The organism is Acinetobacter halobius (assembly GCF_044130335.1).
Lineage (GTDB): Bacteria > Pseudomonadota > Gammaproteobacteria > Pseudomonadales > Moraxellaceae > Acinetobacter.
Genome location: NZ_JBIQOD010000008.1, coordinates 56,720 through 72,109, shown reverse-complemented (window position 1 = coordinate 72,109; position 15,390 = coordinate 56,720). Strand labels below are relative to the sequence as shown.

Annotated in this window: 13 protein-coding genes; 4 read left to right on the top strand and 9 right to left on the bottom strand. The window is 39.6% G+C overall.

Going from position 1 to position 15,390, the window contains the following annotated elements; translation table 11 throughout:
- The first annotated feature begins 5 nt into the window (after positions 1-5).
- Positions 6-494, top strand: coding sequence for a 2-C-methyl-D-erythritol 2,4-cyclodiphosphate synthase (gene ispF, locus ACE01U_RS08885; RefSeq protein ID WP_151706588.1), 489 nt, complete (start codon positions 6-8; stop codon positions 492-494).
- On the opposite strand, the gene ACE01U_RS08880 is transcribed toward ispF, so the two are convergent.
- The 7 genes from ACE01U_RS08880 to ACE01U_RS08850 all read right to left on the bottom strand — a co-directional run bounded on the left by ACE01U_RS08880 (position 482) and on the right by ACE01U_RS08850 (position 8,436).
- Entirely contained in the window at positions 482-1,006 is a 525-nt protein-coding gene (locus tag ACE01U_RS08880) for a protein tyrosine phosphatase family protein (protein WP_086209253.1), read from the bottom strand. The genes ispF and ACE01U_RS08880 overlap by 13 nt on opposite strands.
- Positions 1,007-1,062: 56 nt before the next feature.
- Positions 1,063-2,154 (bottom strand): 3-deoxy-7-phosphoheptulonate synthase, encoded by a 1,092-nt coding sequence (locus tag ACE01U_RS08875; RefSeq protein WP_110974899.1) that lies wholly within the window; start codon positions 2,152-2,154, stop codon positions 1,063-1,065.
- A gap of 139 nt (positions 2,155-2,293) precedes the next feature.
- Positions 2,294-3,190 carry a sulfite exporter TauE/SafE family protein gene (locus tag ACE01U_RS08870; protein ID WP_086209251.1) on the bottom strand — a complete coding sequence of 299 codons (897 nt, stop codon included), beginning with the start codon at positions 3,188-3,190 and terminating at the stop codon, positions 2,294-2,296.
- Between the two features lie 114 nt (positions 3,191-3,304).
- Positions 3,305-3,889, bottom strand: a complete 585-nt coding sequence (locus ACE01U_RS08865; protein WP_119063901.1) for a hypothetical protein — start codon at positions 3,887-3,889, stop codon at positions 3,305-3,307.
- Between the two features lie 194 nt (positions 3,890-4,083).
- Positions 4,084-4,380 (bottom strand): hypothetical protein, encoded by a 297-nt coding sequence (locus ACE01U_RS08860; RefSeq protein WP_395579240.1) that lies wholly within the window; start codon positions 4,378-4,380, stop codon positions 4,084-4,086.
- Positions 4,377-5,936 carry a PepSY-associated TM helix domain-containing protein gene (locus tag ACE01U_RS08855; RefSeq protein ID WP_395579239.1) on the bottom strand — a complete coding sequence of 520 codons (1,560 nt, stop codon included), beginning with the start codon at positions 5,934-5,936 and terminating at the stop codon, positions 4,377-4,379. Before ACE01U_RS08855 ends, ACE01U_RS08860 begins: the two co-directional genes overlap by 4 nt.
- Before the next feature lie 355 nt (positions 5,937-6,291).
- A complete protein-coding gene (locus ACE01U_RS08850; RefSeq protein WP_395579238.1) occupies positions 6,292-8,436 on the bottom strand; it encodes a TonB-dependent siderophore receptor in 2,145 nt (714 codons plus the stop codon).
- 246 nt (positions 8,437-8,682) lie between these two features.
- Between ACE01U_RS08850 and lpxB the strand changes: the two genes are divergently transcribed.
- The gene (gene lpxB / locus ACE01U_RS08845) at positions 8,683-9,855 is read left to right on the top strand and encodes a lipid-A-disaccharide synthase (protein ID WP_395579237.1); all 1,173 of its coding nucleotides are present in this window, start codon (positions 8,683-8,685) and stop codon (positions 9,853-9,855) included.
- A 69-nt stretch (positions 9,856-9,924) separates the two neighbouring features.
- On the opposite strand, the gene ACE01U_RS08840 is transcribed toward lpxB, so the two are convergent.
- Together ACE01U_RS08840 and ACE01U_RS08835 are read right to left on the bottom strand one after the other, a co-directional pair.
- Positions 9,925-12,129 (bottom strand): OsmC domain/YcaO domain-containing protein, encoded by a 2,205-nt coding sequence (locus tag ACE01U_RS08840; RefSeq protein ID WP_395579236.1) that lies wholly within the window; start codon positions 12,127-12,129, stop codon positions 9,925-9,927.
- A gap of 282 nt (positions 12,130-12,411) precedes the next feature.
- Positions 12,412-13,344, bottom strand: a complete 933-nt coding sequence (locus ACE01U_RS08835) for a helix-turn-helix transcriptional regulator (RefSeq protein ID WP_395579235.1) — start codon at positions 13,342-13,344, stop codon at positions 12,412-12,414.
- Positions 13,345-13,513: 169 nt separating this feature from the next.
- Between ACE01U_RS08835 and ACE01U_RS08830 the strand changes: the two genes are divergently transcribed.
- Both ACE01U_RS08830 and ybaK read left to right on the top strand, forming a co-directional pair.
- On the top strand, positions 13,514-14,710 hold the full coding sequence (locus ACE01U_RS08830; protein WP_395579234.1) for an alkane 1-monooxygenase: 1,197 nt from the start codon (positions 13,514-13,516) through the stop codon (positions 14,708-14,710).
- Positions 14,711-14,878: 168 nt separating this feature from the next.
- The gene (ybaK, locus tag ACE01U_RS08825) at positions 14,879-15,346 is read left to right on the top strand and encodes a Cys-tRNA(Pro) deacylase (protein ID WP_395579233.1); all 468 of its coding nucleotides are present in this window, start codon (positions 14,879-14,881) and stop codon (positions 15,344-15,346) included.
- The last annotated feature ends 44 nt before the right edge of the window (positions 15,347-15,390 follow it).

Below are 15,390 nucleotides of genomic sequence, written 5' to 3'. Positions count from 1 at the left end.
TGAGCATGGTTGCACATATTCGAATAGGACAGGGGCTTGATGTACATGCTTTTGAAGAGGGTGAGTTTGTCACGTTGGCTGGGATTCAGATTCCACATACACACGGTTTGAAAGCACATTCAGATGGTGATGTTGTTTTGCATGCTTTAACAGATGCATTATTGGGTGCGTTGGCTTTGGGGGATATTGGTCAACACTTTCCAGATACAGACCCTCGTTTTAAGGGAGCAGACAGTCGTGTATTGCTTAAACATGTCTATCAACTTATTTTAGACCGTGGCTATCAATTAAATAATGCTGATATTACCGTAGCATGTGAACGTCCGAAGTTAGCGCCGCATAATCTGGCAATGCGTCAAAGTATTGCAGACGTTCTTGATGTCGAAGTTACGCAGATTAGTATCAAAGCAACGACCACAGAGAAACTCGGTTTCACGGGTCGTCAAGAAGGTATTTTATCTACTGCAACAGTGTTGATTTCTCATGCAAAATGATCAGGGTTGATCATCGCAAGTTTTAACTCTTGTGTTGCTTTACGGCCTTGAAGTTGTAAAGCAACAGCATGTGCTAAACCTGTCCATGTGTCATTGGGTTCCCAAATTTGATGCATGGCCTCATGGGCTGTCGGCATATCCATATTCATATAATACTGACGATATAAATACATTAAACTGCTGACGCTGTAGTTCTTCGAACAGTGTACCCAAATGGTTTGTTCTTGAACTAAATGATCAATCATATCTAAGATCAATAAACATTGATCATCAGAAGGCATGTCCGACGAAATAGGTACATGTATATAGTTCAGCCCTAAATCTAAGCAAATTTGATCTTCACTGGGCAAATGATTACTGGCATTACTGAGCGCAAGATTGATCACAGTATTTACACCATACTCTTTAATTTGCTTTAACTGTTCTGCAGTTGGTTGTCCAGAAGTCAGTAAATGCTCGTGGATGAATTGAAAATTCAGGGTTTGGCTTAAGTGAGTTTCAATAGCGTTCATAATTTTTTCTTAATCATAGAATGAAAAACGCCATCCGAAGATGGCGTTTTTTAAACTTATCGGTTTGGTAAAACGTCTTTAAGTGCTTCGTGCATCTCTAGTAATACCTTTTCTGTGGTATCCCAGTCAATACAACCATCGGTTACAGACTTACCATATTCGAGGTCGCATAAGTTTTCAGGAATTTCTTGACGTCCACCTTTAAGGTGACTTTCAACCATAATGCCAATAATAGACTTATTACCATCAATGATTTGTTCTGTAATATTTTTCAGAACAAGCGGTTGGAGGAATGGGTCTTTGTTTGAGTTTGCATGACTGGTGTCAATCATGATTTTCGTACTGACTTTAGCTTTAGCCAATGCTGCTTCAGCATCTGCTACGGAACCTGCGTCGTAGTTTGGCTTGCCGTTACCGCCACGAAGCACTACGTGTGCGTATGGGTTACCTGAAGTACGAATTACAGAAACTTGTCCTTGGTTGTTTAGGCCTAAGAAGTGGTGTCCATGTTTAACAGACTGCATTGCATTCGTTGCAACAGTTAAACCACCGTCTGTACCATTTTTGAAACCTACAGGTGAAGATAAACCTGAAGACATTTCACGGTGTGTTTGGCTTTCAGTGGTACGTGCACCAATTGCTGACCAAGAGATTAAGTCTTGATAGTACTGTGGTGAGTTTGGATCAAGTGCCTCAGTTGCACACGGTAAACCTTTTTCATTTAACTCAACCAGAAGCTTACGACCAATTCGTAACCCTTTTTCAATGTTAAATGAGTCATTCATGTCTGGGTCATTAATGAGACCTTTCCAACCCACAGTGGTACGTGGTTTTTCAAAATAAACACGCATAACGATATAAATGGTGTCTTTAATTTTCTCACTTAACGCTTTTAAACGATCTGCATATTCGTGTGCAGCAATTGGGTCATGAATAGAGCATGGGCCAATAACCATAAAAATGCGTTTATCTTTACCATCTAAAATATTGCGTATTGTTTCACGACCGTGAAGTACAGTTTGATATGCAGACTCAGTGAGAGGCAATTCAGTTTTTAATTCCGCAGGTGTTACAAGCGGATGAATGCTTTGTAAGTTCACGTCATCGATATCGTTTTGGGTAATAGAGTTTGACTGTAGAGTATTCATTGCCGTCACTGGTTCGATCGTATTAAGTTGCTTTATGAGCTGAATATAACACGGTTTAGCTGAGAAAAGGTTATAAAAAAGTCGAATGAATCTTTGAAAAAAAAGTGATGAATCTTGGAGTTATTTTAAATCAGAATGCCTAAACTGAGGCATTCTGATGTGTAGAAATTTGAACGACTTGCGCAGTTTCTGCAGGTTTAACTGGTTTTGCTTTAACGGGATTCAACATAAAGTTCACCCCTAGAGCAAAGAGTGTGATGCCAAGGACTTTGCGAATGATTTTTTCAGGAAGACGCGAGCTAATCAGTGTTCCGACAATAATTGCAGGAATCGAACCCACCAATAACCACATCAGGAGGTGAAAGTCGACATTGCCTGAAGTCATATGACCCAAACCTGCTACAAAAGTAAGGAGGACAGCATGTACTACGTCAGAACCAATAATACGAATCATTGGTAAGTTTGGAAACATAATGACCAAAGCCATAATGCCAAACGCACCAGCGCCAACTGAAGATAGTGTTACGAAGACACCAAGAACCACACCCATTATGACAATGTATTTGCGTTTCTTGCTGGTTTGAAGCTGGACTTTTTCTAAGTCTTCAGTCATGTCTGGGAGTTCATCTTTGCGTAATTTATTGAAAAATTTTTCAATTTGATTACGAAAAACAATCGACAAACCTGTAATGGTTAACATAAAGCCTAAGACCATGGTCAGTACAGCTTTATAATGTGTAGATTGGCTTAAATAGTTGTCGAGTACCCAATGTGTTGCAAAAGAAGCAGGAATACTACCGATTGCAAGCCAAAGTACAATTGGCCAGACAATATTTAACTTTTTGGCATGCACAAATGAACCGCAGAACTTAGAGATTGCGGCATAAAGTAAGTCTGTACCAATCGCAATGTGAGGTTCGATTCTAAAAAGACTTATCAGGATAGGGGTCATCAGAGAGCCACCACCGACACCTGTAATTCCCACACAAAAACCGACTAAAACACCTGCGAGAATAAATTCAATTGGACCAAACATTGTTATATGCCAAATATCAAAAACGTGCATATCTTATGACGTTTTAATATAAGCCGTTGTCTTGATTGTTGATTTACTTATTCTAAAAAAAGATATAGCAAGGAATTATGTTTGCTAAGAAGCGGTTTGTGATTTAAACAATATAAGAGTAAATAGCCATAAAAAATTGAGAGCGATCATCCCACGTACAACATAGATGTGACGGGTGATGTGACGTTTCCATTTTTCAAAGTCTGCGAATGTTGATGTATAGGCCATATCGAAGTGCTGCTGACGTGGATCAGCTACAGTGAGCTGATGAATAAAGACCTCTTTTTTGGAATTTTTTAGGTTCCAAAAAACACGTTCCAAATAATAAATTTCGACCTGCCTTACCGTAAATTGGTGACGATGTACCGATTGGTCACATAGTGCCTGAACCGGTTTTACCATCAATGCGCAGTTTGCGACCCATAAATGATGCTGTTGTTTAAATTTCAACGTACTCATCCTTCCTTTACTGACTTCAATCGTGATTTCATCAAAGATCTTGCTTTGAATCTGTGTAGGAATCCAACTGCTCGGGAAACAAATAAAGACAATCAGGTTTAAAAAGACCGAAATCAGAAGTGTCCAGCCAAAATGATGTTTCGACCAAATCCATAACTGTCGAAGAGGAGTGATGATTTCTTGTTGTGACCAATTTAAAATTGAACGCAATGTTTTACCCTGTGGAAAGTTGTATAAAGTGCTGATTATTAAACATGTTATAACCAAAAAAGCAGGGTGCTTCAACTTAAATGATTTTGATCAGTCTATAAAATTCTGTTGAGTTTTTTTGTTTATATTGAATCGCACAGCTTTTTATTTAGGTCATGATCTAAATAAGAAGTGTGCGAGTTTAAAATAAATGCTTAGCTAGATTTGGTTGTTTTCTTGGGCTTTAAGTCATTGATGCGCAGAATCAGGATAAAAAGGATAGGGCTTGCAAATATAAAGAAACTAACACTTCCTACACCGCGACCCGTGTATTGAATCAATAAAGTTAATGCTACAGCCAATACAGCAAAAGCAAAATAGCGACAGATTTGATAATGTTCTGCACATTTCGACCAACGTGATTTGTGAGTTTTAGGCCGTTGCTTTTCACTCACCAGAAAAAGGATATAGCAGGATAATGCAATAAGGATCCCAGTAATGATATAGATCATGAATGGGTCTCCTGAGTAGCAGTATTGGCATATTTTTTCTGAATTTTTTGAACTGCTTTTTGTTGAATCGGCTGGATTTTTTGATGTAAGAAAATAGCCAATATCGCAAGGGTGATGATCATAAGATCAACGCGAAAAAACAACCAATATTCATTTAAGTTATGTACATATTGATGGCTGATTAAATAGTAAAGATTGAAAATAGGCAAAGACACAGCAAGTAAAATGAATCCCTTTAATTGAGTTTTCCAAAGGTGTTGCTGTGGAGTAAGCAGTGCGATGAATAAACTGAGTAACCAAGTGCCAAAAAAGGCGTAAATCTCATAGTTGGGTTGACCTGCTTCTAACTGAAGTAAACGATTTGTGAACAAATAGCTCAGCATGGCAATTGGCAAGCCAATAATAGCTGCGGTATTGAGACGATTTACCAAATAATGTCCAAAGTGGAAGCTTTGTTTCTTATTTTGTAATTGACGTTTTAAGCTCCATAACAAAAGTCCTGAAGCAATCATGGCGCAACCTAAAAGCCCTGAAAAGAAGAATGCTAAACGTAATAGTGGCTGCGCAAAGTGTGCCATATGTAAGCCATAAACACCATTATTGAGTGTCGCAATCGCACTATTATTGCGTGTATCACCAAGTAGTGCAACAGTTTCAGCATTGAAACTGAGTTGGTCAGGACTACGTGTGATGGTTGAGTCAGTTGACGCAACAAAGTTCACTTGAGCCATGTCCGTATTAGGATGTTTGACCGTGATATTATCAATTTCAGTTTTACCCCAGCGCTGTTCATACTGCTGTATAAAGTAGCCTATGGTTTGCATAGTTGCTGGTGTTGGTTTTATATCTGATGCGATGCTAATGTTTCGTATTTCATCGAAATATTGAAAGGGTTGTTCAGGGTAGAGTTTTTTCATACCATTCGGCAGAATGAGATAAAAGAAAATGGCTAAACCTGTAAATGTAATAGTGAGAAAAAAAGGCAAAGCAATCACAGAAGTGACATTATGAAAATCCAAATACGAACGTTGTCCTTTAAATGCCCTTAAGGTAAAGAATTCCGTGAATATTTTTTTATGCGTAATGATGCCTGAAATGAGGATAATCATCATTAAAAACGCTGCGATAGTAACTAGAAGCCTGCCGATAAAATAGGGCACACCGTACAGCTGGTAGTGGAAGCCATAGAAAAATTCACCACCTTGAGTTGCAGATAGGCTGACTTCTTTTGCAGTAGTTGCATCTAAAGTCTTACTTTCATAACCACCGTCGGCTTTTTGCCAGTAAATTTTATTGACTGGTGAACTTGTACTTGCCAGACCTATATACCAACTTTGTGCATCTGCGGCATTTTGTTGTAAGTATTGATATGCTGACTGTATCGCGGTGTCTTGTTTGACTTGCATGGTGGCAAATTGCGGCTGCATCCACAGATTTATTTCATGACGATAATAGGTCGCAGTACCAGTTAAAAAAATTGCAAACAATAGCCAACCAAATGTCAGACCAAGCCAAGAGTGCAGCCATGCCATTGATTGGCGAACGGATTTTTGCATGGTTTAACCTACGAACTTCAGCATGAGAAAAAAGCATAAACCCAGTGAAAAGGTCACAAGACTTAACTTTTTTAAGGATTGAACACAAAAACTCAAAATAACAAAACAGATAAAAAAAATCAGCGACAAAAAAGCAGCGAGAAAAATGGATTCTGCTTTATCTAAAAGCGGGTAAAAACTGAGAGTCAGTAGTTCAGATAAAATGAACGTGCATAAATAGCCTAAGCCAAATGCAACTAAAAACCGATACAAGACGGATACAGGGTATAGAACTTGATTCATGACTAAACATTTTACTCAGATAATAGCACCTTAGTCTCTAGGCTTTAAAAGCTGAAACCAAGGCGCAATTGAATCAATATTTAAATTTCACAGCAACACTATAATTGGCTGGTGCGCCATAAAATGCTTGACCATCAGGAAAGCTGTATAAGTATTTTTCATTTGTAACGTTATTTGCATTAGCTTGAAGGGAAATATGCTTATTCAAATCATAACTCGCCATTAAATTGACTAATGCATAAGCATCTTGAGTGATCGTACTGTCTACTGATGAATCATATAATTTCGTCGAATCTTGCCATTGTAGTGCCGCACCAACTTTTAGTTTTGGTAAAGTAGGAATGTTATATGTCGTCAAAAGATTGATGGTTTGGTTCGGATTATAAGTTCGAGCATCTCCACCGTTTTTTAGATCCTTTAGGGTAAATTGAGCATAGCCAAAAGATATATTCAGGTGGTCGGTGAGTTGGCCTGCTAAGCCCACTTCAATGCCTTGGGAACGTAAATCACTTGTTTCCACTTTCCGTGTTAGTGGATTGCCATCTGAGCTACGTAAAGGATAGTTACTTTGCTCGGTTCTGAATACAGCAAATGTACCAGTGAGTTTCTCATCTAGCCATGAACTCTTAACTCCCATCTCATAGCTTTCACCTTCAACAGGTTTAAGCGCTTTATCAACTTCTGCACCAGTTTGTGGGCGGAAAATAGAGGTATAGCTTAAGTACCCTGTATATTCAGGAGTAAAATTATACGTGATGCCAGCATATGGCGAAACTTTACTTTCATCATAAGCAACAGATGAACCATAACTAGTTCCATCATTTTTTGCTTGTACATAATTGGCACCTAATAATAACTTTAAGTCATCACTGAGATGTAACCGAGTTGCGGCATATAAAGAGTTAATTTTCTGAGTATAATTTGCAGCTTCACTGAAATCAGACCAAGTTACAGATTGAGGAGTCCAACTTGCCCAATTTGTCGTTAATTGGCGTAAGTAGCCCAGTGAATAATCATCTGAAATGTTGTTATCATTAATATATCCATTTGTTTGTTGATCATATTGCTTACTTTGAATATAGCTATATCCAATCGTGGCCTCGTGATCTCGGCCAAACAAAGCATATTCCCCCTGTAAATTTAAATCAGCAAAATGTCTTTTTTGACTTTCTTTACCACCCCAAGCAGTGAGTGATACGTCAGATCCATCCTGATTTGGATAGCCATAATAATAGAGCAACTTGCTATTATGCTCAGTATTCGTGTAGTTATAACTGAATTTTGCTACCCAATTTTCGTGAACTTTTTGCTTTAGCTCTATAAATGCATTTTGACTTTTATTATCCCAATATGCCCAATTAGGATTCGGGTTGTAATTACGATCATATGAAAGTTGATTGCCACTTGAATCTAATAGTGGCAGTGCTCCCCAATTATTTGCATTGGGTTTATTTTTTTCTTCACTATAACCAACAGTAAGTAAAGTACTATCCGTTAGGTCAGCCTCAAGAATGCCAGAAAATCCATTTTTTTCTGAAGAATAACGATCAATATATGAATCTCCAGTTTGCTCATAACCCATTAAACGGCCTCGAATGCTCCCATCTTGAGTGAGCGGACCCGATACATCCATTTCATATCGTTGCGTATTCCACGAGCCGTAACTTAGTCCAGCATTCGCTTGGAGCTCTTTGGTAGGGCGTTTACGAATGTAGTCAATCGTTGCGCTTGGGTCACCAAAGGCATTGGTGAGAGCATCTGCACCTTTAATGACTTCTACTCGATCATAAAAATATGTGTCTGGGTTGGTATTATTGTAGTTGTAGTTACTCGATGGAAATCCAACACCATCTGTTAATATATTTGAGATTTCAAAGCCACGAGCCATATACGTTGAACGTTCCGTTTCTTGGTTCGTAACTGTGACTCCAGGTGTATTATTTAAAACCTCACGAGTGCTATTGAGTGCAAAGTCATTCATTTGCTGACGAGTTACTACATTTACAGTTTGTGGGGTTTCTTTCACAGTAATGTTTAATTTTGCTGCACTAGAAGAATTTTTGACGGTATAGGCTTTACTGTCTTCTGCCTGTTCATCACTTGCTTGCACAGTAATCGTTGCTAAATTTTGCGCATCTTGTGCAAGGCTATATTGAGCACTAAAAATAGCTAAGCTAATAATTGATAACCTAAAGCCATGAGATTGGATGTTCAACATTGATTAATACTAATGAGAATAATTATTGATAAGTTTATTGTTTGCTGAGATTGTTTACAAGTTCTTCACAATTGAAAAAATAAATCGAAAAATTTTGTTTGATAGATTTGAAGCGCAGTATTTAGTGTATTTAGATTTTCTTTCATTATCGTAGTCTTTGCTATTCCCAGATTGGGCCAACATAGTCGCGCCAATCTAAAAATGGCTATGTTATGATGTATGGGTTGAAAAATAAGGAATAATGCTTTGCAAAATCGGAAACTTAAAATTGGAATCGTAGTGGGTGAAGTATCGGGTGATACTTTAGGTGCTAAACTTATTCGCAGTTTTCGTGAGCAAGGAATTGATGCAGAATTTGAGGGTATTGGTGGCCCTCAAATGATTGCAGAGGGTTTCAACAGCTTTTATCCGATGGATATTTTGTCGGTCATGGGGCTGGTTGAGGTTCTTAAAGACATTAAAAAACTTTTTGCTGTACGTGATGGACTGGTAGAGAAATGGACTGCCCATCCTGTCGATGTGTTTATTGGGATTGATGCGCCAGACTTTAATCTGCGCCTTTCAAAAAGTTTAAAGCAAAAACAACTGCCCATAAAAACAGTGCAGTACGTTAGTCCTTCCGTTTGGGCATGGCGTCAGGGACGAGTGCATGGCATCAAAGCCTCAATTGATTTGGTATTGTGTTTGTTCCCGTTTGAAAAAGCATTTTATAAAAAATGGGATGTTCCCGCTGCATTTGTAGGACACCCCTTGGCCAGCCAATTGCCTTTGGAAAACCCAATTTTACAAGCCAAAGAAGAGCTGGGTTTAGATCTGAGTCAAAAACATATTGCTTTACTACCGGGAAGTCGACGTGGTGAAATTGAAAAGCTCGGTCCACTGGTTTTAGATGCTGCAAAATTGCTCTACGCCAAATATCCAAACTATCGCTTTGTGATACCAGCAATCAATGATGCACGTAAGCAACAAATCGAAGCTTTGCTTACTCAGTATCCAAAAGCATTGGTCGATCAAATAGACTTGCTTGAAAACTCAGGCACCGAGTCGAAGATTGGGCGTCAAGTTATGAATGCCGCTAATATTGTAGCTTTGGCTTCAGGTACAGCAACTTTAGAAGCTATGCTGTTACACCGACCAATGGTGACCTTCTATAAGTTGAACTGGCTCACCTATCATGTGGTGAAACTCTTGATTAAGATTCCTTATTACTCATTGCCGAATATTATTGCGGGTAAGAAAGTGATACAAGAATTAATTCAAAAAGATGCAACACCTGAGAAATTGGCAGCTGAAATTGAAAAATTAATGAATATTGAAACAGCACAAATTCAAGCCATGCAAAACATTACCATGCATAAACAGTTACTTGCAGGCAATAGTGAAAACCCTGTAGAGGCGATTTTAAATATTTTAGATTAATTTTCTTTAATACATAGTGATAGTGAAGTGAGAAACAACCCAAACGTATTTGGGTTGTTTCTTTTTATTTTAAGGTTTTAGTCCAACAGCTTTGGCACGAGCAGCGTGTAACTTTTTATAACTGTCGATTAAACGTAAGTGACGGTCTAAACCTTCAAGTTTCATACTGGTTTCTGTTAAACCATAGAAACGAATACGGCCTTCAACTGTGCCTATTACCGCATCCATACGTTCATCACCGAACATACGACGGAAGTTGGCTTCATATTCTTCCAGTTCCATGTCGTCATCTAACATCACTTCGAGCACGACATTCATGCATTGGTAGAACAGACCACGTTCAACGGTATTGGTGTTGTATTGTAAGAATGCCTCAACCAAGTCTTTTGCTTCCTCAAACTGCTCTAATGCAAGATAGATGAGTAGTTTAAGTTCAAGCAGAGTCAATTGACCCCATTCGGTATTGTCATCAAACTCAATCCCGATCAACGTCTTGATTTCAGTATAGTCGTCTAGCTCACATTCTTCTAAACGTTCAACCAGCGCTTCGAGTTGTTCATCGTCTAAACGGTGTAAGTTGAGGATGTCTTCACGGTAAAGTAGTGCTTTGTTGGTGTTGTCCCAAACCAAGTCTTCAACCAAGTAAATTTCTGAGTAACCCGGGACCAAGATACGGCAGGCTGTTGCACCCAAATGTTGGTAAATGGCCATATAGACTTCTTTGCCCATATTTTCCAAAATACCGAACAGCTCATCAGCTTCATCAGCATTTGAGTTTTGGCTTTGATTGGTAAAGTCCCACTCGACAAAGTCATAGTCCGATTTGGCACTAAAGAAGCGCCATGACACTACACCACTTGAGTCAATAAAGTGCTCAACAAAGTTATTGGGTTCGGTGACTGCATTTGAGCTAAATGTTGGGCGAGGTAAGTCGTTCAGACCTTCAAAACTACGACCCTGAAGTAGCTCAGTTAAGCTACGCTCAAGCGCAACTTCAAAGCTTGGGTGTGCACCGAAAGACGCGAATACACCACCTGTACGTGGGTTCATTAACGTCACACACATGACAGGGTATTGACCGCCTAGAGAAGCATCCTTCACCAGTACAGGGAAACCTTGCTCTTCTAAACCTTGAATGCCCGCTAAAATGCTAGGATATTTCGCTAAAACCTCTTGCGGTACATCTGGCAGGGTCAGTTCACCTTCCAAAATCTCACGTTTAACCGCACGCTCAAAAATTTCAGATAAGCACTGTACTTGTGCTTCAGCTAAGGTGTTTCCTGCACTCATCCCGTTACTAAGGTACAAGTTTTCAATCAAGTTTGATGGGAAGTAAACCACTTCAGCATCAGACTGGCGAACAAAAGGTAAAGCGCAAATACCGCGCTCAGTTTTCCCTGAGTTGGTGTCGTATAAATGCGTACCTAACAGTTCTTCTTCAGGGTCATAAATTTCAAGTGTATATTCATCCAGAACGCCTTCTGGCATTTCACCATTTGGACCTGGCATGAACCATTTTTCATCTGGATAATGCACAAACTCGGCATTGGCGATGTCTTCACCCCAGAACTGGTCGTTATAGAAGAAGTTACAGTTCAGACGTTCAATGAACTCACCCAGCGCAGAAGCCAAAGCACTTTCTTTGCTTGAACCTTTACCATTGGTAAAACACATTGGCGATTGAGCATCACGAATATGTAAAGACCACACATTCGGCACAATGTTACGCCAAGAAGCGATTTCAATTTTCATGCCTAGATTAGCCAAAATACCCGACATATTGGCAATGGTTTCTTCTAAAGGTAGGTCTTTACCCGCAATGATGGTGCTGGTTTCAGAAGCAAGACTTGGAATAAGTAGGGCTTGTGCATCGGCATCAATGCTTTCTACTTCTTCAATAATAAATTCAGGACCTGTTTGAATCACTTTCTTAACCGTACAACGGTCGATAGAGCGCAAAATACCTTGGCGATCTTTTTCTGAAATGTCTGCAGGGAGCTCAACTTGAATTTTGAAGATTTGTTTATAGCGGTTTTCAGGGTCAACAATGTTGTTTTGAGACAAGCGAATGTTGTCGGTTGGAATGTCACGTGCCAAACAATACACTTTGACAAAATAAGCCGCACAAAGCGCAGAAGATGCTAAAAAGTAGTCAAATGGACCGGGTGCAGAGCCATCACCTTTGTAGCGAATCGGTTGATCGGCAATGACTGTAAAATCATCGAACTTCGCTTCTTGGCGAAGATTATCGAGATAATTAACCTTGATTTCCATGCTGGCACCTAAATTTTCCTATATGTCAGCATGGACATATAAGAGATAAAACATTGAAAAATAAGCCGAATCACGGATGAAAACTGGACTTAAAAAAGTGTGGCTAGAGCGAAAAATAACAAACAAGCAGTGGTTTGAAGCCATCTCTAGCAAGGATGCGGGATATTATAGTGTGATTTTCACAAGATGCTAATCTTTGTCTGCAAGTTCAAGGTATTTATCTCACCGCACAAAGTCATAAGTAGAGTGAAGATTGCTATTAAATCATTACGGACGAGCATTCTAAGTTGGGTTTTGATTATTTCTATATTGGCTTGGGCTCATTTGATACTGTCGTTTAAAGCTTTGGCTAAAAGCTGTTTCTGAGTTGTATCCGACCCGATGTGCAATTTGTTGAATTGTGCCTTGTCCATTACGCAGGTATTGGGCGGCTAAACGCAGACGGTGTTGTTGCAAATAAGCCAAAGGGCTAATGCCTAAAATTTGGCTAAACAATGTGGCAAATTTAGAACGTGACATACAACACTGTTCTGCAAGGGACTCAACTGTCCAAGGCTGTGCGGGTTCTGCATGAATTTTAGCAAGGGCATTGGAGAGCTCAGGATGAGATAAAGCACTCAGCCAATTGTTCGAGTCTTGCAGCGCGTCAATATAATCACGTACACATTCAATTAATAAAATACTCACCAAATGATCCAAAATTTTGTCGCGACCTGGGCGTATACGTTGGACTTCTAGAGCGAGAAATTGTAGTCCAATTTGCAACCATTCAGGCACTGTGCTGAGGTCTTGGTGTTGCAGGTGAATAAACGCGGGTAAGGCTTGTACCAACGGACGCGCCATAATAGGGTCCATATGTGCATGTAAGGCCAAGATTACGGTTTTTTGTTGTGTCGCATCACTTCCAAAAGTGACTTCTTTGTGTTGGTTTTGGGCAAATAAGTCAGAAATATCGAATACTTCTAACAGTTGGTCTGTGGTTGAGGAGCGACACTCATGGCTTGGCCCTGAGGGGAGTAATATCAGATCTCCAGCTTCCACTTGTACGCTTTGTTTGCTTCCCAAGCAAATATTGAAATGACCTTGAAGTACCGCATAAGCCATCATGGTGGATTGTTCGGTGTAGCGAAAAGCCCACTCACCATGCGGTTTGAGGTAGAGGTACTCAGATTGGTTGAGGTGTATATCTTCAAAAATTTTACTTAAAGCATCCATACTTTACGGTTTCTTGTCTATATTTCTTGGGCTTAATATTTGATTTAGGGTCAATTTAAGTCATTTTAGGCCAAGGACGATTACGCTGTTTTCTTGGACGTTAGCAACTGTTCTTTATGATCCATTTCTAGAAATATAAAGGCATAACAAGAAAATTGGAAGAATGGTAATGAATGCATCAGTGAAAATGACGAATTCTAGCGTGGTCGTCAAAAATGCAGCAGGGATCGATAAAAAGCGTTTTGGCTGGCTATTGAGTCCTGGGCTTCCTGTGATTGGCATGGGCATTTTAGCTGGCTATCATTTTGGCCCGAAACCCACCAAGAAAATCTTCGCTTTGGGTGGGCCGTTGCTACTGCATGTCATTATTCCTGCGGTAGATGCTTTGGTCGGTGCGGATGAGAACACCCCTTCAGATGATGAAATTAAGGTCTTGGTAAATGACCCGTACTATGACCGTATTGTGAAATTGTTCATTCCGCTACAAATGGCAGCCAATTTGTTTGCAGGTTATGTGGTGACTCGCCAAAATGTATCGATGCTCGACCAAATATTATTGGGTGTTTCCATGGGGGCAATTAATGGAGTAGCAGTAAATACAGCACATGAGCTGTGCCATCGTCCTAAAAAATCAGATCATTATTGGTCACATATGACTTTAGCGCCGTTGGTCTACAATCATTTCCGTATAGAGCACCCTTATGGACACCATAAACGTGCTGCGACGCCAGAAGATCCGGCTTCATCGAAAATGGGGGAGACTTTTTATGAGTTTTGGCCACGAACTGTTTTGGGGGGATTGAAGTCGGCGGTTGAAATTGAACATAAACGCCTAAAACGCAAAGGCCTGTCATTCTTTTCCAAAGAAAATGAACTGTTTCATGGATGGGCAATGAGTGCGGGCTTTCATGCAACCTTGTTGAAATTGTTTGGTAAAAAAGTAGCGCCATATCTGGTGACACAGGCATTTTATGGGGTGAGTCTGTTTGAAATTATTAATTATATTGAACACTATGGTTTAAAACGTAGCCAAAAAGAAGATGGCAGCTATGCGCGAACCATGCCTGAACACAGCTGGAATAATAACAACATTGTGACGAATTTATTCTTATATCAGCTACAACGCCATTCAGATCATCATGCCTATCCAACCCGCCCATTTCAGGCCTTAAGACATTTTGATGAAGCCCCAGAGCTACCGAGTGGTTATGCCACCATGTTGATTCCAGCGTTAATTCCAAAGCTGTGGTTTAAAATGATGGATCAACGAGTGTTTGATCACTACCAAGGTGATTTGACCAAAGCCAATATCTTGCCTAAGCGCCGTGCTCAAATCTTTAAGAAATTCGGATTAAGTGCTGACTAAGCGACGATATTTCAGCGATAACAAGCTGAATACATGGTTGACATTGAATTTACAGTCATTGCTTTACTGAGTGCTTGTAAGTTCGATGCTCATGTAAAGGTCTACCGCTAAACATTCCTTTTTAAAAGGCTTATACTGCCATGTATGTAATGAAAATATTGAACAGTAATGACACCAGCAACCAAACTTTTGAAAGGCAATAAAATCGAATTTTCTATTCATGAATATGAGCATGATGCCAATGCAAAAAGCTTCGGGCTCGAAGCTGCGGAAAAATTAAACTTACGTGTCGAAGAAGTGTTTAAAACACTGTTAGTGACCGATGAAAAAAACTATTTTGTTGCAATTCTTCCTGTACATCATCAGTTGAACTTGAAAAAAGTGGCGCAGGCTGTAGGTGCCAAGAAACTAAAAATGTCCGATCCTAAAGATGCAGAACGACTGACAGGTTATTTGGTCGGAGGCATTAGTCCTGTAGGGCAGAAAAAAAGGTTAAAAACTGTAATTGACCAAAGCGCAGAACAGTTGGAAAAACTATATGTCAGTGGCGGTAAACGTGGATTGGATATCGGTTTAAAGCCTCAGGATTTGGCCAAAGTACTTTCTGCTAGTTTTGCTGATTTGTTGGATGAATAAACAGCGAATCTTGCGTTTACTTTTAGTTTATTTTAGAGCCCATT

Coding starts and splice junctions, on each gene's coding strand:
- ACE01U_RS08850 (WP_395579238.1), bottom strand. CDS start 8,436: ATGTTGAACATCCAATCTCATGGCTTTAGGTTATCAATTATTAGCTTA.
- ACE01U_RS08840 (WP_395579236.1), bottom strand. CDS start 12,129: ATGGAAATCAAGGTTAATTATCTCGATAATCTTCGCCAAGAAGCGAAG.
- ACE01U_RS08860 (WP_395579240.1), bottom strand. CDS start 4,380: ATGATCTATATCATTACTGGGATCCTTATTGCATTATCCTGCTATATC.
- ACE01U_RS08830 (WP_395579234.1), top strand. CDS start 13,514: ATGAATGCATCAGTGAAAATGACGAATTCTAGCGTGGTCGTCAAAAAT.
- ACE01U_RS08835 (WP_395579235.1), bottom strand. CDS start 13,344: ATGGATGCTTTAAGTAAAATTTTTGAAGATATACACCTCAACCAATCT.
- ACE01U_RS08870 (WP_086209251.1), bottom strand. CDS start 3,190: ATGTTTGGTCCAATTGAATTTATTCTCGCAGGTGTTTTAGTCGGTTTT.
- ispF (WP_151706588.1), top strand. CDS start 6: ATGGTTGCACATATTCGAATAGGACAGGGGCTTGATGTACATGCTTTT.
- ACE01U_RS08880 (WP_086209253.1), bottom strand. CDS start 1,006: ATGAACGCTATTGAAACTCACTTAAGCCAAACCCTGAATTTTCAATTC.
- ACE01U_RS08875 (WP_110974899.1), bottom strand. CDS start 2,154: ATGAATACTCTACAGTCAAACTCTATTACCCAAAACGATATCGATGAC.
- ACE01U_RS08855 (WP_395579239.1), bottom strand. CDS start 5,936: ATGCAAAAATCCGTTCGCCAATCAATGGCATGGCTGCACTCTTGGCTT.
- ybaK (WP_395579233.1), top strand. CDS start 14,879: ATGACACCAGCAACCAAACTTTTGAAAGGCAATAAAATCGAATTTTCT.